The sequence below is a fragment of the Zoogloea sp. GW822-FHT05C07 genome, from assembly GCF_058800215.1.
In genome coordinates this window covers 1,057,883-1,076,228 of record NZ_CM179510.1, presented here as the reverse complement: position 1 = coordinate 1,076,228, position 18,346 = coordinate 1,057,883, and the positions used below count along the sequence as shown (strand labels likewise).

Sequence of the window (18,346 nt, the reverse complement as noted above, 5' to 3'; positions counted from 1 at the left end):
GCCGCGAGGCTGTTCATGAGCCAGGAAGTCAAACCCCTTGCCGGGGTCAAGGTGCTGGAGCTCGGTACCCTGATCGCCGGGCCTTTCTGTACCCGCATCCTTGCCGAGTTCGGCGCCGAGGTCGTCAAGGTCGAAGCGCCGGACGGTGGCGACCCTCTGCGCAAGTGGCGAAAGCTCCACGAGGGCACGTCCCTGTGGTGGTCGGTGCAGGCCCGCAACAAGAAATCGCTGACCGCGAACCTGAAGCACCCGGAAGGCCTGGCCATCGTGCGTCGGCTGGCGGCGGAGGCCGACATCGTCGTCGAAAATTTCCGCCCCGGCGTGCTCGAGAAGCTCGGGCTCGGCTGGGATGTGCTGTCTGCGGCCAACCCCGGCCTGGTGATGGTGCGCCTGTCCGGCTTCGGCCAGACCGGGCCGTACAAGGATCGCCCGGGTTTCGGCGCGATCGGCGAGTCGATGGGTGGGCTGCGCTACATCAGCGGCTTTCCGGATCGTCCTCCGGTGCGTACCGGCATCTCCATCGGCGACTCCATCGCGGCCCTGTGGGCGGCCATTGGCGGCTTGATGGCGTTGCGCCACCGGGAGGTGAACGGCGGCACCGGCCAGGTGGTGGATGTGGCGCTGTATGAAGCCGTCTTTGCGATGATGGAGAGCATGGTGCCGGAGTTCGACGTCGCCGGTTTCGTGCGCGAGCGCACCGGCAACATCATGCCGGGCATCACGCCGTCGAACACCCACACCACGCGGGATGGGCGTCACATCATCATCGGCGGCAATGGTGATGCGATCTTCAAGCGCCTGATGCTTGCCGTCGGCCGGCAGGATCTGGCGGAGGCGCCAGACCTCGCCGACAACGCCGGCCGCGACCGGCGTGCTGCCGAGATCTATGCGGTGATCGAAGCGTGGGTGGTGGAGCGCGACGGCGACACCGTGCTGGCAGCGATGGAGGCCGCCGAGGTGCCGGCCAGTTCGGTGTTCTCGGTGGCAGACATGTTCCGTGATCCGCAGTTCATCGCCCGCGGCATGTTCGAATCGGTGCGCTTGCCGGACGGTACGCCGATGCGCATTCCGGGGGTCGTGCCGCGCCTGACCGCAACACCCGGCTCGACGGAATGGCTGGGGCCCCGCCTTGGCGAGCACACCGATGAGATCCTGCGCGGCCTGGGTTACGTGGATGAGACCATTGCCGGTCTGAGGGAGCAGGGCGCGATCTGAGCCCCGTCGATGTCGGCAGTGGGGATGTCTCGCGGTATCATATTTGCATTATCTGCCACCCGGAAATTTGCATGCCCACCATCCTCGTCACCGGCGGAGCCGGTTACATCGGGTCCCATACCTGCGTCGAATTGTTGGCCGCCGGCTACGATGTCGTCGTTGTGGACAATTTCTGCAACAGCAAGCTGGAGGCCCCGCGCCGCGTTGAGGAGATTGCCGGGCGTGCGCTGGCTGCCGTGCATCATGTGGATGTCCGCGACAAGGCGGCGATGCGCGAGGTCTTCCGTGCCCACGCCATCGATGCGGTGATCCACTTTGCGGCCCTCAAGGCGGTTGGCGAGTCGGTGGCCAAGCCGCTGCTTTACTACGAGAACAATATCGCGGGGACGGTGGCGCTGGCCGAAGTGATGGCCGAGGCAGGCGTCAAGTCCCTGGTCTTCAGCTCGTCTGCAACGGTCTATGGCGATCCGGCCAGCGTGCCGATCCGCGAGGATTTCCCCACCGGTCCGACCAATCCCTATGGCCGCACCAAGTGGATGATGGAGTTCGTGCTGTCTGATCTGGCGGCGGCCGATCCCGAATGGCGGGTCGCCCTGTTGCGTTACTTCAATCCGGTCGGCGCCCATCCGTCCGGCCGCATCGGCGAGGATCCGAACGGCCTGCCCAGCAACCTGATGCCCTACGTCAGTCAGGTGGCGGTCGGGCGCTTGCCGCAACTGCGGGTTTTTGGCGGCGATTATCCGACCCTGGATGGAACCGGCGTGCGGGATTACATCCACGTCGTGGATCTGGCGGTCGGGCATGTGGCGGCGGTGCGGCGTCTCACGGAACGACCTGGCGTTCTGACGGTCAATCTGGGTACGGGGCGCGGCTATAGCGTGCTCGAAGTCGTGAAGGCCTTCGAAAACGCCAGCGGTCGCAAGGTGGCTTATGAGATCGTCGCGCGGCGCCCCGGCGATGTGGCCCAGTGCTATGCGGAACCCGGTCTGGCCGAGCGTGAGCTTGGCTGGCGGGCGACTCGCGGCATCGAGCAGATGTGTGCCGACGCGTGGCGCTGGCAGAGTTCCAATCCCCAGGGGTATCCCGATTGAGCACTGAAGATCTTCCCGTCAGCAATGCCCTGAACGTGCTGGGTGGTCCGCTGCTGGCCTGCAGCTACGATCCGCTGACCGGCTGGGAGCGTACCGGCTGTTGCGATGCCAGCCCGGACGATCTCGGTCGCCACCACGTGTGTGTGAGGGTGTCGGCCGAGTTCCTGCGCTTCAGTGCGATGCGCGGCAACGACCTGAGCACGCCGCGCCCGGAATTCCGCTTTGCCGGCCTCAAGCCGGGCGACCGCTGGTGCCTGTGCGCGATGCGCTGGCGCGAGGCTTGGGAGGCCGGTTATGCGCCCCCGGTGGTGCTGGCCGCGACCCACATCGCCGCCCTCGAAGTGATTCCCCTGGAAGCCCTCCGCGAGCACGCCCACAAGGGCTGACCGACGCGGCGTAAGTTTTTCAGCGGTCCGCCACCCATTCCAGCATCGCGTCCTGGCTGTCGCGGCCGGCGCTGGCATTGGGGTGATTGATCAGCAGTACCACTGCGTAGCGGTGCCCGTTGCGTGCGAGCACATAGCCGGCCAGGCTGCGTACGCCGTCCAGCGTGCCGGTCTTGACGTGGGCCGAGCCCCGCGCCGGGCTGCCTGCCAGGCGCTTGCTGGCCGTGCCGTCGATGCCGGCAATCGGTAGCGACGCGATGAGTTCCGGCATCGTGCGGCTGCGCCAGGCGGCCACGAGCAGCTGACCGAGGCTGCGCGCGGTGACGCGTTCGACGCGCGACAGGCCGGCACCGTTCTCGATGACCAGTTGGTCGGTGTCGATACCGTTTGCCGCGAGGCTGCGGGCAACCCGCCGGGCGCCAGCCGTGGGCGAATCTTCTCCGGGTTCTGCGGTTGCGCCCAGCGTGGCGAGGAGGGTCCGCGCGATCACGTTGTTCGACCACTTGTTCATGTCCCGCAGTACCTCGGGAAGGCTGGCAGAACGGTTTTCGGCGAGCAGGCGCGCGTCGGGCGGTGTCCGTCCATCCCGGACGCGCCCATCCAGCTCGCCGCCCAGTTCGCGCCACAGGCTGCGGAACAGGCCTTCGAAGAGCTGGTCCGGCGGCAGTGGGGCGAAGTTCCAGTCGAAGCTCTCTGTGCAGGCCAGCGGCAGGCTGCCCTCGATGTGCAAGCTGGTGCCGCCGCCGGGGCTGGCTGCGGTCGTTGCGCTGAGCTGGGCGGTCGGGTCGCCGCAGGCTCCGTTCCCCGTCCGGCGGATGCTGCTGTCCAGCGACAGGCCGCTAGGCTGCGGGTCGATGGTAGCGCTGACACCCTCCGCGGAAGGCCTGAAACGGACGCTCACCGCGCCGTAATCCACGCTCAATGCGTCTGGGCCGACGTTGTAGGGGCGCAGCGGGCGCCTGTCGAAGGCCCCTGGGTCGTGCGGAGGGAGCCTGAAGAACGAGCGGTCGGTGATCACGTCGCCGGCGATGCGCCGGATCCCCTGGGCCCGTAGCTCGCGCAGCAGCAACCACAGCCGCTCCCGTGACAGCCTGGGGTCGCCGCCGCCGGTGATGAACAGGTCTCCGGGCAGCGTGCCGCCTTGCGGTTTTGTACCGGCGGCGCTCGATATGCGGGTGGTCCAGCTGTATGTGGGGCCGAGCTGGTCCAGCGCCGCAAAGGTGGTGACCAGCTTCATGACCGAGGCGGGGTTCATGGCCTGGGTGCTGCGGTGCTCCAGCAGCGCGGGGCTGCCGTCCACATCCTGTACGAGCACTGCAACCGCGGTGCGAGGGATGCCCGCACGGGTGAGGCTGGCCTCGAGCGCCGCCGGCAGCTCTTCTCCATGGGCATGGCCGGCGAGGATGAGTGGCAGCAGCAGGGTCAGCCTGCAAGCAAGGCGAGAGGTAATTCGTTTCAAGGCGTTGGCGAAGGCAGGCGCGGTCGGCGGCGGTTCCGGATTATGCCGTCGCTGTGTCTCAATTGCCTGTCGCGCTGCAATAAAAACGCACTTTCGATAGGCACGAAAAGGATCTTTCATGCCTCGATAAAGAACCCTCGAATTCCATATTTTCCAATGCTGGCGCGGGTTTAGCGTATTGGGACTTTTTTTGGATAAGGGTTTTCGCTATACTCCGCAAGTTTTCCGTATTGCGATCTTCGAAGTCTCTTTTATTGAGGTTAGTGGGCCATGAGCGTGGATCAAAAAATGGACGGTGGGCGACGCCAGTTGTTGCTGGCAACGTCGGCTGCGGGGGGCGTGGCCGCAGTGGCCGTCGCCGTTCCGTTCGTCGGTAGCCTGACTCCGTCCGAACGAGCAAAGGCAGCCGGTGCTCCGGTTGAAGTGGATATCAGCAAGCTGCAGCCGGGTCAGATGATGACCGTCGAGTGGCGCGGCAAGCCGGTGTGGATCATCAACCGCACCAAGGACATGCTGGATTCCCTGAAAAAAACGGATGAGCTGGTCAGCGACCCGAACTCCGACAAGCCGCAGCAACCGGCGTACGCCAAGAACGAAACCCGCTCCATCAAGCCGGAGATCATGGTTGCGGTCGGCATCTGTACTCACCTGGGCTGTTCTCCCTCCGACAAGTTCAAGACCGGTGCCGAGAGCGGCGTGAGCGCCGACTGGGCAGGCGGCTTCCTGTGCCCCTGTCACGGTTCGACCTTCGATCTGGCTGGTCGCGTCTACAAGAACAAGCCGGCGCCGGACAACCTCGAGGTTCCGCCGCACAAGTACCTGGCCGATACCAAGATTCTGATCGGCGAAGACGGAAAGGCATAAACGATGACCACCAAAGCTCAAGCGGTACTGGATTGGGTTGACGCGCGCTTCCCGCTGACGTCGTCCATCAAGGGGCACCTCACCGAGTACTACGCACCCAAGAACTTCAACTTCTGGTACTTCTTCGGTTCGCTGGCCCTGCTGGTGCTGGTGATCCAGATCGTGACCGGCATCTTCTTGGTCATGCACTACAAGCCGGATGCCGCACTGAACGCTTCCGGCATCCCGGCGGCCTTCGCATCCGTCGAGTACATCATGCGTGACGTGCCGGGCGGCTGGATCATCCGCTACCTGCACTCCACCGGCGCTTCCGCGTTCTTCGTGGTGGTGTACCTGCACATGTTCCGCGGCCTGCTTTACGGTTCCTACCGCAAGCCCCGCGAACTGATCTGGGTCTTCGGCACCCTGATCTTCCTGGCCCTGATGGCCGAGGCCTTCATGGGCTACCTGCTGCCCTGGGGTCAGATGTCCTTCTGGGGCGCCCAGGTCATCGTGAACCTGTTCTCCGCGATCCCCGTCATCGGCCCCGATCTCTCCATCGTGATCCGTGGCGACTTCGTGGTGTCCGACGCGACCCTGAACCGCTTCTTCTCCTTCCACGTCATCGCCGTGCCGCTGATCCTCATCGGCCTGGTCGTTGCCCACATCGTTGCGCTGCACGAAGTCGGTTCCAACAACCCGGATGGCGTCGAGATCAAGAAGAAGAAGGGCGCTGATGGCCACCCGCTGGACGGCATCCCCTTCCACCCCTACTACACCGTCAAGGACATCGTGGGCGTGGTTGGCTTCCTGATCGTCTTCTCCTTCATCGTGTTCTTCGCACCTGAAGGCGGCGGCTACTTCCTCGAGTACAACAACTTCATCCCGGCCGATCCGCTGAAGACCCCGCCGCACATTGCGCCGGTGTGGTACTTCACCCCGTTCTACTCCCTGCTGCGTGCGATGGTGTGGCCGCTGTTCGGCCTCGACGCCAAGTTCTGGGGTGTGGTTGCGATGGGTGCCGGCGTGGTGATCCTGGCCTTCCTGCCGTGGCTCGACCGTAGCCCGGTGAAGTCGATCCGTTACCGTGGCCCGATCTACAAGTCCCTGCTGGCTCTGTTCGTCATCGCCTTCGCTATTCTTGGCTTCCTCGGTACCAAGCCGCCTTCCTATGCTTTCTTCGGCGTGATCCCGGGCGCTCCCGTGGCCCAGCTGTTCAGCCTGTACTACTTCCTGTTCTTCATCACCATGCCGTGGTGGTCGAAGATGGACAAGTGCAAGCCCGAGCCCGAGCGTGTGACCGGTTAATGAGAATGAAAGCCATGAAAAAACTTTTGACAGCTCTTCTGTTCACGCCGCTGATGGCCCTGGCCAACGGCCCTGAACTGCACCTGGACAAGGCTCCGGTCTCCACCGAGCCGGCTGCGCTGCAGAACGGCGCCAAGCTGTTCGTCAATTACTGCCTGAACTGCCACGGCGCCAGCTACATGCGCTACAACCGCCTGCAGCAGATCGGTTTGTCCGAGCAGATGATCAAGGACAACCTGATGTTCACGGCCGACAAGATCGGCGAGCCGATGCGCATCGCGATGCAGCGTGACGAAGCCAAAGCCTGGTTCGGTGCCGCGCCTCCGGATCTCACCGTGATCTCCCGTTCGCGCGCGTCCGAGTTCGGCAGTGGCGCTGACTGGCTGTACACCTACCTGCGCAGCTTCTACCGCGACGACGCCCGTCCGACCGGCTGGAACAACAAGGTCTTCGAAAACGTCGGCATGCCGCACGTACTGTACGAACTGCAGGGAGAACCGACCGCCAAGATCAACGAGCACGACGACGGCCATGGCGGCAAGTCGAAGGAAATCGAGATCGAAGCGCCGGCCAAGCCGGGCAAGATGACGGCCGAAGAGTACGACCACGCCGTGGCCGACCTCGTCTCCTACCTGGTCTGGATGGGTGAGCCAATGGCCGAGACGCGCAAGTCCATCGGTACTGCCGTGATCGCTTTCCTTGGCCTTCTCTTCGTTCTTTCCTATCTTCTGAAGAAGAACTACTGGAGAGACGTGCACTAATCGGCGCATTCCGGTCGATGCAGTGCCTTGCTGTCTTTTAGCAAGACGCACCACGCGCTCGGCGCGTGGTGCATGTTTTTTTGTATCCGTGGGGTAACACAACGATGATGAATTTGTATTCCGGAACGACAGATCCTTTCAGTCACCGGTGCCGTATCGTGCTCTTCGAAAAGGGCATGGATTTCCAGGTGATTGACGTCGATCTCTTCAACAAGCCGGAAGACATCGCGGTCATCAATCCGTACAACCGGGTTCCGGTGCTGGTGGATCGCGATCTGGTGCTGTACGAATCCAACATCATCAACGAATACATCGACGAGCGCTTCCCGCATCCCCAGCTGATGCCGCCTGACCCGATCATGCGCGCCCGCGCTCGTCAGCTGCTGCACACCTTCGAGTTCGAGCTGTTCTCGCATATCGACGCCCTGGAGAAGAATCCCAAGGGTGCCGACAAGGAGCGCGCGCATGTGCGCGACCAGCTGACCCAGCTCGCGCCGATGTTCACGAAGCAGAAGTTCCTGCTCGGTGAAGAGTTCTCCATGCTCGACGTGGCGATCGCGCCGCTGCTGTGGCGCCTGGACCACTACGGCATTGAACTGCCGCGTTCCGCGGCGCCGCTCATGAAGTACGCCGAGCGCATCTTCAGCCGCCAGGGCTTCATCGATGCGATGACCCCGTCTGAAAAGGTCATGCGGCGCTGATTGCCAAACGGGGGCCGCCGCGTGGCGGCCCCGCTGCGACTCTTCATTTTGGCATTCGCCGGAAGGTCTTCGTCATGAGCGAAATCTCTACCAAGCCTTACCTGATCCGGGCGATCTTCCAGTGGTGTACCGATCAGGGCCTGACGCCCTATCTGGCGGTCGCCGTGGACAAGCATACGATCGTCCCGCTCAATTTCGTGCAGGACGGCCAGATCGTGCTGAACGTCAGCCCCACCGCGACCCAGAGTCTGGTGATGGGGAACGAGCTGATTGCCTTCCAGGCCCGCTTTGGCGGTGTCGCCCAGAACATCTCGGTTCCGGTCGACAACGTGGCGGCGATCTATGCCCGCGAGAACGGGCACGGCATGGCCTTCGAGGTTTCCGGGCTGCCCGACGGCGAGGCTGGTCTGGACGCCGAAGAAGCGCCCGAGCTTGCGGCGGCAACGCCCGACGACGACACGCCTGAGCCGCCCAAGGGGGGCCTCCGCAGTCACCTCAAGCTCGTCAAATAAAACTGCGCCGGGGCCTGGGTGGTGCTTGATCTGGCTCAGGGCCAGGCCGCGCCATTCGGGTTAGAGTGGCGCCCCGTTTCACTCTTTGAGGTTTTCCGTCATGGCTGCCATGGAATGGACTGACAAACTTGCCCTCGGCCTGGGGCCGATGGATCAGACCCACCAGGAATTCGTCGAGGCCTACAACGCCATGCTGGGCGTGTCCGGCGAAGCCCTGCTGGTGGCGATGGATGCCTTCATCGAGCACACCGTCGAGCATTTCGACCAGGAAAACCGTTGGATGGAAATCGTCGGCTTTCCCGGCTGCCACAAGGCCGAGCACGATCGCGTGCTGGCGGTCTGCCGCGATGTCCGTCAGCGCCTGGAGCGGGGGGATGCCGCCCTTGGCCGGCAGCTGATCCAGGAACTGCCGCTGTGGTTCGACAACCACGTGGCCTCGATGGATGCGGCACTCGCCGCGTATCTTGAGTCCATCGGTTTCGATACGGAAACCGGCGAGATCCGCAATCCGCCGAAGGACGAAGGCTGCGCCGACGGTTCGTCCGCCTGCTGCACGCCGCCCGCGAAGGCCGAGGCAGAGTCCGAAGCCGCTTGATCCGGGCTCCCTGGAGCAGGGCTGTGAACATTTTCGACGGTCTGGCGGAACAACGTATCTGCGAGGCCATCGCCCGCGGACAGTTGTCCGGCCTGCCCGGCGAAGGGCAGCCTCTGGTGCTGGACGACGATCTCCTGGTTCCCGCCGAAGTCCGCATGAGCAACCGAGTCTTGCGCAACGCCGGTTATTTACCGCCGGCGCTGGCCGATCTGAAGGAGTTGCGGCGACTGTGTGAGGATGACGGTAAAGTGGACAAGTTGGCCTCCGTGCGGCGGGGCCAGCGGATCACCGCATTGCTGGCGCGAATCGAGGCGGCGGGGTTGGCCCACGTGTCCGCGGCACTGTTGAGGCGCATGGCGACCAATCCAGACGCAAAATAGTGTTGCCGGCTGCTTGCTGGCCCGGTTGCTCCTAAAGTCGTAACGCGGCGTGTCGATATCTGCCCCATGTTGGGCAGACTGTGGGTGGCTTATGTCTTACATGCGAATCAAGACCGGTGACATCGAGATTGGCAAGCCGGTCGAGTGGCCGCTCTACGATGAGAACAGGCAGTTGCTGCTGGCCCGCGGCGTGGTTGTCGAGACGGAGAGCCAGAAGCGCGCCCTGATGGAGCGCGGGCTGTTCCGCAAGCTCAACGTTCGTGAGACGCGGTTGAATACGGACAGCGGAGAGCGCCCGTCGGACGACTTGTGCGCGTTCGATGACATCAAGCTGGATATCGGTGACACGCTGCAACTGCAGATGCAGAACGATGCGGGGCAGCAGCGCTACTACGTTAAGCTGATCGGCTACCTGAAGGGCAAGAGCATCCTGGTGACCACCCCGACCCAGGATGGCAAGGTGCTGCTGATGCGGGAAGGGCAGACCTTCGTGGTCCGCATGTTCTCCGGCAAGAGCGTGTATGCCTTCGGCACGACGATCTTCAAGGTCACCAATGTCCCGTTTCCCCATCTGCACCTGACCTATCCGAGCCAGGTCCGTGGCCTGGTGGTCCGTCGCGGGGCCCGTGCCAGGGTCAATCTGATTGCCGCGGTGAGCGGAGCGGACGGGCGTTCCCACGCGGCGACGATTCTCGATTTGAGCGTTGGCGGGGCGATGCTGCTTGCCAAGGCGCCGATGGGCGTCAGGGAGGATCGGATTGCGATCAAGTTCCGCGTGGTGGTGAATGAGATCGAGCAATATCTGACCATCCCGGCGGTGCTGCGCTCGGTGCATGCTACGGCCACGGTGGAGGGGGAGAAGCCCCAGGTCCACCACGGTGTCCAGTTCGAAGATATGCCGCACGCCGAACAGGTCGTGCTGTCGGCCTTCGTCTATCGCATCCTGTTCGAGGAGTCGGCCGACGCCTGAGGCGCCTAGCTGCGCTGCAGGAAGGGGAAGTCCGGCTCGGGTTGCCGCCCGCTGATGATGTCGGCGATGGCCTGGCCCGAACCACAGGCCAGCGTCCACCCCAGGGTGCCATGTCCGGTGTTGAAGAACAGCCTGCCGGTGCGGGCCGGGCCGATCAACGGCACGTTACCCGGTGTCGTCGGGCGCAGGCCGCACCAGTGTTCGGCCTGGCTGGCATCGGCGACGCCCGGCAGGTATTCGTCGAGCCAGCGCACGATCGCCGCGCGGCGAGCCGGGTCGGCCTCCAGGTTGTAGCCATCGAGTTCTGCGGTGCCGGCTACGCGCAAGGTATTGCCTAGTCGTGAGCACACCACGCGCCGCGCCTCGTCGGTCAGGCTGAGCTGCGGTGCGCGCTCCGCGTCGATGATCGGTGCGGTGATGGAATAGCCCTTGACCGGGTAGATCGGCAGCCGCTCACCTAGCGAGCGGGCCAGAAGGGGGCTGTAGCTGCCGGCGGCGAGCACGTAGGCGTCGGCCTGCAGCGTGTCCTGTCGATTGTCCGCGTCCCTTACGCGCAGGCCCTGGATGCGCTGTTCGCGCGCCTCGAAGGACTCCACTCTCGTATTGAACAGGAAGCGGACGCCGGCCTCCTGCGCCTTTGCGGCAAGCGCGCGGCAGAACAGGTGGGCATTGCCGCATTCGTCGTCGATGCCGTGCAGCACGCCGACGAGTTGATTGCGCATGGAGGCGAGGCCGGGTTCCAGTGCCACGGCCTGGTCCGGGTCGAGGATCCGGGCGCGGATGCCGAGGTCCAGCAGGATCTGCAGTTTGGCCGGGACGTGTTCAAACTCCTTGGCGTCCATGAACAGGTGCAGGATGCCGCCGGTGCCCGCTTCGTATTCGATGCCGGTGGCGGCGCGCAGGGCCCGCAGCTGATCGCGGCTGTAGTCGGCCAGGTGGGCGATGGCCGCGGTGTTGCGCGCCGTGCGTGCCGGAAGGCATTCTCTCAGGAAGGCCAGGGCCCAGCGCCACTGGGCAGCATCGGCGCGGGGATGGAACAGCAGCGGGGCGTCCTTGCGGCCGAGCCAGCGCAGCACCGTGGCTGGCGCGCCGGGGTTGGCCCAGGGTTCGGGGTGACTGACCGAGATCTGCCCGCCGTTGGCATAGCTGGTTTCCAGGCCCGGACCGGGCTGGCGCTCCACGACGGTGACCTTGCAACCGGCCTGGCTGAGATACCAGGCACTCGTGACGCCAGCCAGGCCGGCGCCGATGACGAGGACTTCCATGATGCCTTGTTTATAGTTTTCGGAAGGGGCGGGCGACCGTCCCGGGCAATCCAGCTGCTAATCATAAACGACGGAAGGCATCGTTCCGGGCGATAATCCGTACTTTCACAGGCAATTCCGGAGAATCGAGTCATGCGTCGAGTCACGCTTACCCAGTTTTTGATCGAACAGCAGCGCAAGGGCCTGATGGGCGCCGACCTGCGCCTGCTGATCGAAGTCGTCGCGCGTGCCGTCAAGGCCATCGCCGTCAATGTGTCCAAGGGCGCCCTGGCCGGCGTGCTCGGCGAGGCCGGCAGCGACAACGTGCAGGGCGAGGCCCAGAAGAAGCTGGACGTGATCGCCAACGACATCCTGATCCAGGCCAACGAATGGGGCGGCCACCTGGCGGCGATGGCCTCGGAAGAAGTCGAGGAGATCCGTCCGATCACCGGCGAATACCCGAAGGGCGCCTACCTGCTGCTGTTCGATCCGCTCGACGGCTCGTCCAACATCGACGTCAACATCTCGGTCGGCACGATCTTCTCGGTGCTGCGCTGTCCGGAAGGCGTCAGCGCGCCGACCGAAGCGGACTTCATGCAGCCTGGCACCGCTCAGGTGGCGTCCGGCTACTCGGTGTATGGCCCGTCCACCCAGTTGGTGCTGACCGTCGGCGACGGCGTGCATGGTTTCACCCTCGATCGGGAAATGGGCAGCTTCATCTACACCCACCCGTATATGACGATCCCCGAGGACACCAAGGAATACGCCATCAACGGCTCCAACGAGCGCTTCTGGGAAGCGCCGGTGCAGCGCTACGTGCGTGAACTGCGCGAAGGCACGGAAGGCCCGCGCGGCAAGGATTTCAACACCCGCTGGGTGGCCTCGATGGTGGCCGACGTGCATCGCATCCTGACCCGCGGCGGCATCTTCATGTACCCGCTCGACAGCAAGATGAAGGATAAGGGCGGCAAGCTGCGCCTGATGTACGAAGCCAACCCGATGGCGATGATCGTCGAGGCCGCCGGTGGCGCCGCCACCACCGGTCGCGAGCGCATCCTCGACATCCAGCCGACCAAACTGCACCAGCGTGTGCCGGTGGTGCTCGGCTCCAAGAACGAAGTGGAGCTGGTGACCCGCTACCACCTGGAAGGCTGACCGCCGTTCCTGCTTGAAAACCGGGCCCGTGTGCGGGTCCGGTTGAATCGTTTTCTCCGGCCGTGGTCGAACCGGGCGTACGCAGCTCTCGCCTGGTGATGACATGACCGCGCCGTTCGACCCCTCATGCCTGTCTTCCGATGCCGACCTGGCCGCCTTGCGCCGTCGGATCGAAGACGCCGCCCGACGACCGGAGGCGGAGGCGCTGGCGCCGCTGATCGACGGAGCCCGCTTTCCCCGACTGCAGGCCGCGCGCATCTCGGCGCTTGCCGAATCCCTCGCCACCAGCGTACGCAGCACGCGCCGCCGGGCCACCGGCGTCGATGCGCTGATGAACGAGTTCTCCCTCGACAGCAACGAAGGCGTGGCCTTGATGTGCCTCGCCGAAGCGCTGCTGCGCATTCCCGATGCGGCCGGGCGCGACGCGCTGATCCGCGACAAGCTGTGCCACCGGGACTGGGCGGCCCACATCGGGCGCAGTCCGTCCCTGTTCGTCAATGCGGCGGCCTGGAGCCTGTCACTGACCGGCCGCCTGCTGACGCCCGACGAGGAGCGGCGCATGCCGGGCGCCTTGCTCGGCCTGCTGCAGCGAAGCGGCGGGGCGCTGGTCCGCGAGGCGATGGAGCGGGCGATGCGTCTCGTCGGCCAGCAGTTCGTCGTCGGGCAGACGATCCACGAGGCGCTGGAGCGCACCGCCAGCGGCGCCGCGGCAAGTTATCTGTACTCCTTCGACATGCTCGGCGAAGCTGCTGTCACTGCGGACGATGCGGCCGGCTATGCAGCGGCCTACGCCCAGGCCATCCACGCGGTGGGCGCCCACGGCCGCTGGCGCGGCGTGTATCAGGGCAACGGCATCTCGATCAAGCTGTCGGCCCTGCATCCCCGCTATGGCTGGTCCCAGCGCCAGCGCGTGATGCGCGAGCTGGTGCCGCGGGTGCGCCAGTTGTGTCTGCTGGCCAAGGCCCAGGACATCGGCCTGACCATCGACGCGGAAGAGTCCGACCGTCTCGAACTGTCCCTCGACGTCCTGGCGGCGCTGGCTGCCGACCCGGCACTGGCCGGCTGGCAGGGGCTGGGCTTTGTCGTACAGGCCTACCAGAAGCGCGCGCCGGCGCTCATTGACTGGCTGGTGGCGCTGGCGCGCCGTCACCGCCGGCGCCTGATGGTGCGCCTCGTGAAAGGCGCCTACTGGGATGGAGAGATCAAGCGAGCGCAGCAGGATGGACTGGCCGATTACCCGGTCTATACGCGCAAGGTCCATACCGACGTGGCCTACCTGGCCTGCGCCCGCGCCCTGCTGGCGGCGCCGGATGCACTGTTCCCGCTGTTCGCCACACACAATGCGCACTCCGTGGCGGCTGTGCTGGAGCTCGGCGGCAACTTCCACCCTGGTGATTATGAGTTCCAGTGCCTGCATGGCATGGGCGAGAGCTTGTTCCAGCAGATCGCGCTGGCGGAGGACCCGGCCCTGCGCCGTCCGGTCCGTGTGTATGCCCCGGTGGGCAGCCACGCCACGTTGCTCGCCTACCTGGTGCGGCGCCTGCTGGAAAACGGCGCCAACAGCAGTTTTGTGAACCGGGTCGTGGATGAAGCGGTGCCCCTGGCCATGCTGGTGGCCGATCCCCTGCCCGGCGTGCTGGCGAGCGGCGGCAGGCCCCATCCGCTGATCCCGCTGCCCGCTGATTTGTACGCCGAACGCCGCAACGGCCGTGGTTTCGACCTGGCCGCGGCCGGGGTGCGGAGGGCCTTCCTGAGCGCCCTCGAACACAGCCGGGCGGACGTTCCGCAGGTGGGGCCGCGCATCGCGGCGGAGGTGAGTGATGGGATCGACAGGGCCGACGAACGGCCGGTCTGCAACCCGGCGCAGCTCGACGAAGTGGTCGGCCTGGTGCGCTGGGCCAGCATGGCGGACGTGGAGGTGGCACTGCAGACGGCCGCCGCCCACGCGTCGGGCTGGGCTGCGGACGCGCCGGAACAGCGCGCCCTGTGCCTGGAGCGGGCGGCCCTGGCGCTGGAGGCACGCAGCCATGCGCTGGTGGCGCTGATCGTGCGGGAGGCCGGCAAGACCTATGCCGCCGCCCAGGGCGAGGTCCGCGAGGCGGCGGACTTCTGCCGCTACTACGCCAGCCGCCTGCGCGCCGGCGATCTGGCCGGCAGCCGCCCGCTGGGGCCGGTGGTGGCGATCAGCCCGTGGAATTTCCCGCTGGCGATCTTCGTCGGGCAGATTGCCGCCGCACTGGCCGCCGGCAACCCGGTGCTGGCCAAGCCCGCCGAACAGACGCCCCTCATCGCCGACCGGGCTGTGGCGCTGCTGCATGAGGCCGGCGTGCCGCGCCCGATGCTGCAATGCCTGCCCGGGCCGGGCGAAACCGTCGGCGCGCGCCTGGTGGCCGACCCGCGTGTCTGCGGCGTGATGTTCACTGGTTCGACAGCGGTCGCCGCAGCCATCCACCGGGTGCTGGCGGCCCGGGGCGATGTGCCGCTGATCGCCGAAACCGGAGGCCTCAACGCGATGATCGTCGATTCGACGGCCTTGCCGGAGCAGCTTGTCGCCGATGTGCTCGCTTCCGCCTTCGACTCCGCCGGCCAGCGCTGCTCGGCGCTGCGCCTGCTGTGCGTGCAGGAGGACATCGCCGACCATGTGCTCGACCTGCTCGACGGGGCGATGGCCGAACTGAGCGTCGGCCGCCCCGACGACTTCGCCACCGACGTGGGCCCGCTGATCGATGCCGCCGCCCGCGTGCAGATCGACGCCTACGTGGATGCCATGCGCGCCAACCGCTACCCGGTGCTGGCCTGCAGCCTGCCGGATGGCTGCCTGAAAGGGCATTTCGTGGTGCCGACGGTGATCGAGCTGAATGCGCCGGACGACCTGAAACGGGAAGTCTTCGGCCCCGTGCTGCATGTGGTGCGCTACGCGGCGCACGAACTGGACGCCTTGCTCGACATGCTGGCGGCCAGCGGCTACGGGCTGACGCTGGGCATCCAGTCGCGGGTGGATGCCTTTGTCGAGCGCATCGTCCGGCGCATGCCGGTTGGCAACGTGTATGTGAACCGCAACATGATCGGTGCGGTGGTCGGCGTGCAACCCTTCGGCGGCGAGGGTTTGTCCGGCACCGGGCCGAAGGCCGGCGGGCCCCTGAGCCTGCGCCGTCTCGTGCGCAGGGCGCTGCCACCCTTGCCGGATCTGCCGCGTCCGGCAAGGCCGGCGCTTGATGTGCTGGATGCCTGGCTGGCGGGGCCAGTACTGTCCCTGCCTGACGAGTCGATCAAAGTTGGACTGCGCGAACGGATTGCCACCTATCGTCGGTCATCCCTGGCCGGCCTGAGCCTGTCGCTGCCTGGCCCGACGGGGGAGCGCAATACGCTCCATTTCCATTCCCGTGGTGCCGTCCTGGGGCTGGCAGACCGTCCCGAGGCGTGGTTGCACCAACTGGCCGCCGCGCTGGCCACCGACAATCGCCTGTTGTTCCCGGCGGAGGACGAGGCTGCGGCAGCCTGGTTGTCGTCGCTGCCGGAGGTGCTTCGTAGCTGGGTCGAGCCCAGCGCGGATGTGCTCACCTGCGTGTGGCTTGCCGTGCTGGCGGACCTGCCGCCGGAGGATACGGCGCGCTGGCGGAAAGTGTTCGCTGAGAGGGGCGGTGCGATCCTGCCCTTCCTCGCCCCCGCTCCGGATTACGCGCTGGAGCGCCTGGTCCACGAGCGTTGCGTCACCGTCAATACCTCGGCGACGGGCGGTAACACCGGCTTGCTGCGGATGGGGGATGGGTAGCACATGGCGCCAGCGGCAGAACGCGGATGGAATAGGGGCTGCTGGAAGGGGCTGCTAGAATTTGCCCCGTGCTGCGCCGTCCATTCGCCCTTCGCCTGCTGTTCGCTTGCCTCGCCCTTGGGGCGGCGGCCTGGGTGCAGGCCGTCGACACCCGTGTCGAGCTGGAGGCTCCGGATGAATTGCAGGCCCTGCTCAAAAAACACGTGGACTTCCTTGAGCAGCGGCCCGAAGGCGGGCTGGACGAGGGCGGGCGGGTGGCCATCCTGCGCCGGGCGCGCAAGGAAATCGGCGAGATTCTGGCGACCGAAGGCTATTTCTCCCCGTCCATCGAGAGCGCCGAGGCGGGCGGGGTCTTCCGCATCGTCGTGACGCCCGGGCGGCGGACCACGATCGGCCAGGTCAACCTGCATTTCAGCGGCGACGTGAGCCGCGCCGAAGGCGAGCGCCCGGCGCGCATCGCGGCCTTGAAGGCGGCTTGGGGCCTGCCCGCCGGCCATCCCTTCCGGCAGGCCGACTGGGACACCGCCAAGCAGCAACTGATGGACGCGCTGGGCGCCCGCGATTACGCCGCGGCGAGCATGACCGCCAGCCATGCGCTGATCGACCCGGAGACGGCCAGCGCGACGCTGTCGGTCGATGTGGACTCCGGGCCCGTCTTCCGTTTCGGGCAGATCGAGATCACCGGCCTCAGCAGTTACGAGCCGTCGCTGATCGAGCGCTATCAGCCGCCGAAGGCCGGTGAACCCTACAGCCTCGACCGCCTGCTGCGCTTCCAGACGGCGCTGCAGAACACGCCGTACTTCGCCTCGGTGGTGGTCGATGTGGACCGCGAGTCGGCCACGCCGGAGATGGTGCCGGTGCGCGTCCAGCTCACCGAAGCCCTGCCGCGCCGCCTCGGTTTCGGTGTCGGTGCCAGCAGCAACACCGGCTACCGGATCGAAACCACCTATCGGGATGCTCACTTCTTCGACCGCGCCTACAACCTTGTCAGCGGCATCCGCCTCGAACAGCGCCGTCAGCTCGGCTACGCGGATGTGTTTCTGCCGCCGTCTTCGGCGGGCTATCTGGACAGCGTCGGTGCGCTGGCCGAGCACACCGACATCTCCGGGCTGCAGACCCAGCGCCAGTCCATCGGTGTGGTGCGCACCATTCCGCGCGGCAACATCGAGAATCGTCTGTCCCTCAATTTCCAGCGCGAAACCCTGACCCCCGACGGCAGCCTGCCGTCCAGCCGCAAAGCCCTGGCGGCCAACTGGTCGTGGACCCGGCGGGCGGTGGACAACATCCTCGACCCGCGGGATGGCCAGGTGCTCAACCTGCAGGTGGGCGGCGCGGCCCAGATGCTGCTGTCCGACCGCAATTTCGCACGCTTCTATGGGCGTTATCAGCTCTTCGTGCCGGTGGCCAGGCGTGACGTGCTGATCCTGCGGGCGGAGGGCGGTGTTACGGTGGCGCCGTCCCGCGACGGCGTGCCCCAGGATTTCCTGTTCCGCACCGGCGGCGCCCAGAGCGTGCGCGGCTACGCCTACCAAAGCCTGGGTGTGCGCGACGGCACCGCCACGGTCGGCGGGCGCTATCTGGCGGTGACCAGCGCCGAGTACGTGCATTGGTATTCCGGCGACTGGGGCGTGGCGACCTTCGTCGATGCCGGCAACGCCAACGACGAGCGCCAGCTGTTCAAGATGAACTTCGGCTACGGTTTCGGCCCGCGCTGGAAGAGCCCGGCGGGGCCCATCGCGCTGGATCTTGCCTACGGCCAGCGGGACCATCGGGTGCGCCTGCAGTTCGCGGTGGCCATCGCTTTCTGAGCGCCCCCAGGGCCGGGCGCAGTCCGGCCCGTCCCCCGCGGGGGACGCGGAAACCGGGTCGGCCCGACGTCTCCTTGACACACACTGCACAACTTTTGCTTGGACCGGGGCTCCAACGCACGACGCCCTACAAAGCCGACAAAACC

At 65.9% G+C, this 18,346-nt stretch carries 16 protein-coding genes; 14 read left to right on the top strand and 2 right to left on the bottom strand.

Annotated features, from left to right (window positions below):
* Positions 1 to 15 precede the first annotated feature (15 nt).
* From AC3QL2_RS05070 to AC3QL2_RS05060, 3 genes are all read left to right on the top strand, one after another.
* Positions 16 to 1,215: a CaiB/BaiF CoA transferase family protein gene (locus tag AC3QL2_RS05070; RefSeq protein WP_493232116.1), complete on the top strand. Its 1,200-nt coding sequence runs from the start codon at positions 16 to 18 to the stop codon at positions 1,213 to 1,215.
* Between the two features lie 71 nt (positions 1,216 to 1,286).
* Positions 1,287 to 2,306, top strand: coding sequence for a UDP-glucose 4-epimerase GalE (galE, locus tag AC3QL2_RS05065; RefSeq protein WP_493232117.1), 1,020 nt, complete (start codon positions 1,287 to 1,289; stop codon positions 2,304 to 2,306).
* Positions 2,303 to 2,692 carry a DUF2237 family protein gene (locus tag AC3QL2_RS05060; protein ID WP_493232119.1) on the top strand — a complete coding sequence of 130 codons (390 nt, stop codon included), beginning with the start codon at positions 2,303 to 2,305 and terminating at the stop codon, positions 2,690 to 2,692. The genes galE and AC3QL2_RS05060 overlap by 4 nt, the downstream gene beginning before the upstream one ends.
* Positions 2,693 to 2,711: 19 nt before the next feature.
* Here AC3QL2_RS05060 and dacB read toward each other — a convergent pair whose 3' ends face one another.
* Positions 2,712 to 4,151 (bottom strand): D-alanyl-D-alanine carboxypeptidase/D-alanyl-D-alanine endopeptidase, encoded by a 1,440-nt coding sequence (gene dacB, locus AC3QL2_RS05055; RefSeq protein WP_493232120.1) that lies wholly within the window; start codon positions 4,149 to 4,151, stop codon positions 2,712 to 2,714.
* Positions 4,152 to 4,421: 270 nt separating this feature from the next.
* Here dacB and petA point away from each other — a divergent pair, with 270 nt between their 5' ends.
* The 8 genes from petA to AC3QL2_RS05015 all read left to right on the top strand — a co-directional run bounded on the left by petA (position 4,422) and on the right by AC3QL2_RS05015 (position 10,221).
* A complete protein-coding gene (gene petA / locus AC3QL2_RS05050) occupies positions 4,422 to 5,015 on the top strand; it encodes a ubiquinol-cytochrome c reductase iron-sulfur subunit (protein WP_493232122.1) in 594 nt (197 codons plus the stop codon).
* A 3-nt stretch (positions 5,016 to 5,018) separates the two neighbouring features.
* Entirely contained in the window at positions 5,019 to 6,302 is a 1,284-nt protein-coding gene (locus tag AC3QL2_RS05045) for a cytochrome b (RefSeq protein ID WP_493232124.1), read from the top strand.
* A gap of 14 nt (positions 6,303 to 6,316) precedes the next feature.
* Positions 6,317 to 7,063: a cytochrome c1 gene (locus AC3QL2_RS05040; protein ID WP_493232126.1), complete on the top strand. Its 747-nt coding sequence runs from the start codon at positions 6,317 to 6,319 to the stop codon at positions 7,061 to 7,063.
* A 104-nt stretch (positions 7,064 to 7,167) separates the two neighbouring features.
* A complete protein-coding gene (locus AC3QL2_RS05035; RefSeq protein WP_493232128.1) occupies positions 7,168 to 7,764 on the top strand; it encodes a glutathione S-transferase N-terminal domain-containing protein in 597 nt (198 codons plus the stop codon).
* A 74-nt stretch (positions 7,765 to 7,838) separates the two neighbouring features.
* Positions 7,839 to 8,276 (top strand): ClpXP protease specificity-enhancing factor, encoded by a 438-nt coding sequence (locus AC3QL2_RS05030; RefSeq protein WP_493232129.1) that lies wholly within the window; start codon positions 7,839 to 7,841, stop codon positions 8,274 to 8,276.
* A 100-nt stretch (positions 8,277 to 8,376) separates the two neighbouring features.
* Positions 8,377 to 8,871 carry a hemerythrin domain-containing protein gene (locus AC3QL2_RS05025; protein ID WP_493232131.1) on the top strand — a complete coding sequence of 165 codons (495 nt, stop codon included), beginning with the start codon at positions 8,377 to 8,379 and terminating at the stop codon, positions 8,869 to 8,871.
* A 23-nt stretch (positions 8,872 to 8,894) separates the two neighbouring features.
* Complete coding sequence (locus AC3QL2_RS05020; protein ID WP_493232133.1) at positions 8,895 to 9,251, top strand: DnaJ family domain-containing protein; 357 nt, start codon at positions 8,895 to 8,897, stop codon at positions 9,249 to 9,251.
* A 100-nt stretch (positions 9,252 to 9,351) separates the two neighbouring features.
* Complete coding sequence (locus AC3QL2_RS05015; RefSeq protein WP_493232135.1) at positions 9,352 to 10,221, top strand: flagellar brake protein; 870 nt, start codon at positions 9,352 to 9,354, stop codon at positions 10,219 to 10,221.
* 5 nt (positions 10,222 to 10,226) lie between these two features.
* Here AC3QL2_RS05015 and AC3QL2_RS05010 read toward each other — a convergent pair whose 3' ends face one another.
* Positions 10,227 to 11,486 carry a D-amino acid dehydrogenase gene (locus AC3QL2_RS05010; protein ID WP_493232137.1) on the bottom strand — a complete coding sequence of 420 codons (1,260 nt, stop codon included), beginning with the start codon at positions 11,484 to 11,486 and terminating at the stop codon, positions 10,227 to 10,229.
* A gap of 132 nt (positions 11,487 to 11,618) precedes the next feature.
* Here AC3QL2_RS05010 and AC3QL2_RS05005 point away from each other — a divergent pair, with 132 nt between their 5' ends.
* The 3 genes from AC3QL2_RS05005 to AC3QL2_RS04995 all read left to right on the top strand — a co-directional run bounded on the left by AC3QL2_RS05005 (position 11,619) and on the right by AC3QL2_RS04995 (position 18,200).
* Positions 11,619 to 12,620, top strand: coding sequence for a class 1 fructose-bisphosphatase (locus AC3QL2_RS05005; RefSeq protein WP_493232138.1), 1,002 nt, complete (start codon positions 11,619 to 11,621; stop codon positions 12,618 to 12,620).
* Positions 12,621 to 12,723: 103 nt separating this feature from the next.
* Positions 12,724 to 16,392: a bifunctional proline dehydrogenase/L-glutamate gamma-semialdehyde dehydrogenase PutA gene (putA, locus tag AC3QL2_RS05000; RefSeq protein WP_493232140.1), complete on the top strand. Its 3,669-nt coding sequence runs from the start codon at positions 12,724 to 12,726 to the stop codon at positions 16,390 to 16,392.
* 68 nt (positions 16,393 to 16,460) lie between these two features.
* Positions 16,461 to 18,200 (top strand): autotransporter assembly complex protein TamA, encoded by a 1,740-nt coding sequence (locus tag AC3QL2_RS04995; RefSeq protein ID WP_493232141.1) that lies wholly within the window; start codon positions 16,461 to 16,463, stop codon positions 18,198 to 18,200.
* The last annotated feature ends 146 nt before the right edge of the window (positions 18,201 to 18,346 follow it).

Coding starts and splice junctions, on each gene's coding strand:
- AC3QL2_RS05070 (WP_493232116.1), top strand. CDS start 16: ATGAGCCAGGAAGTCAAACCCCTTGCCGGGGTCAAGGTGCTGGAGCTC.
- AC3QL2_RS05040 (WP_493232126.1), top strand. CDS start 6,317: ATGAAAAAACTTTTGACAGCTCTTCTGTTCACGCCGCTGATGGCCCTG.
- AC3QL2_RS05025 (WP_493232131.1), top strand. CDS start 8,377: ATGGCTGCCATGGAATGGACTGACAAACTTGCCCTCGGCCTGGGGCCG.
- AC3QL2_RS05045 (WP_493232124.1), top strand. CDS start 5,019: ATGACCACCAAAGCTCAAGCGGTACTGGATTGGGTTGACGCGCGCTTC.
- galE (WP_493232117.1), top strand. CDS start 1,287: ATGCCCACCATCCTCGTCACCGGCGGAGCCGGTTACATCGGGTCCCAT.
- AC3QL2_RS05015 (WP_493232135.1), top strand. CDS start 9,352: ATGCGAATCAAGACCGGTGACATCGAGATTGGCAAGCCGGTCGAGTGG.
- AC3QL2_RS05010 (WP_493232137.1), bottom strand. CDS start 11,486: ATGGAAGTCCTCGTCATCGGCGCCGGCCTGGCTGGCGTCACGAGTGCC.
- AC3QL2_RS05030 (WP_493232129.1), top strand. CDS start 7,839: ATGAGCGAAATCTCTACCAAGCCTTACCTGATCCGGGCGATCTTCCAG.
- AC3QL2_RS05005 (WP_493232138.1), top strand. CDS start 11,619: ATGCGTCGAGTCACGCTTACCCAGTTTTTGATCGAACAGCAGCGCAAG.
- petA (WP_493232122.1), top strand. CDS start 4,422: ATGAGCGTGGATCAAAAAATGGACGGTGGGCGACGCCAGTTGTTGCTG.
- putA (WP_493232140.1), top strand. CDS start 12,724: ATGACCGCGCCGTTCGACCCCTCATGCCTGTCTTCCGATGCCGACCTG.
- AC3QL2_RS05035 (WP_493232128.1), top strand. CDS start 7,168: ATGATGAATTTGTATTCCGGAACGACAGATCCTTTCAGTCACCGGTGC.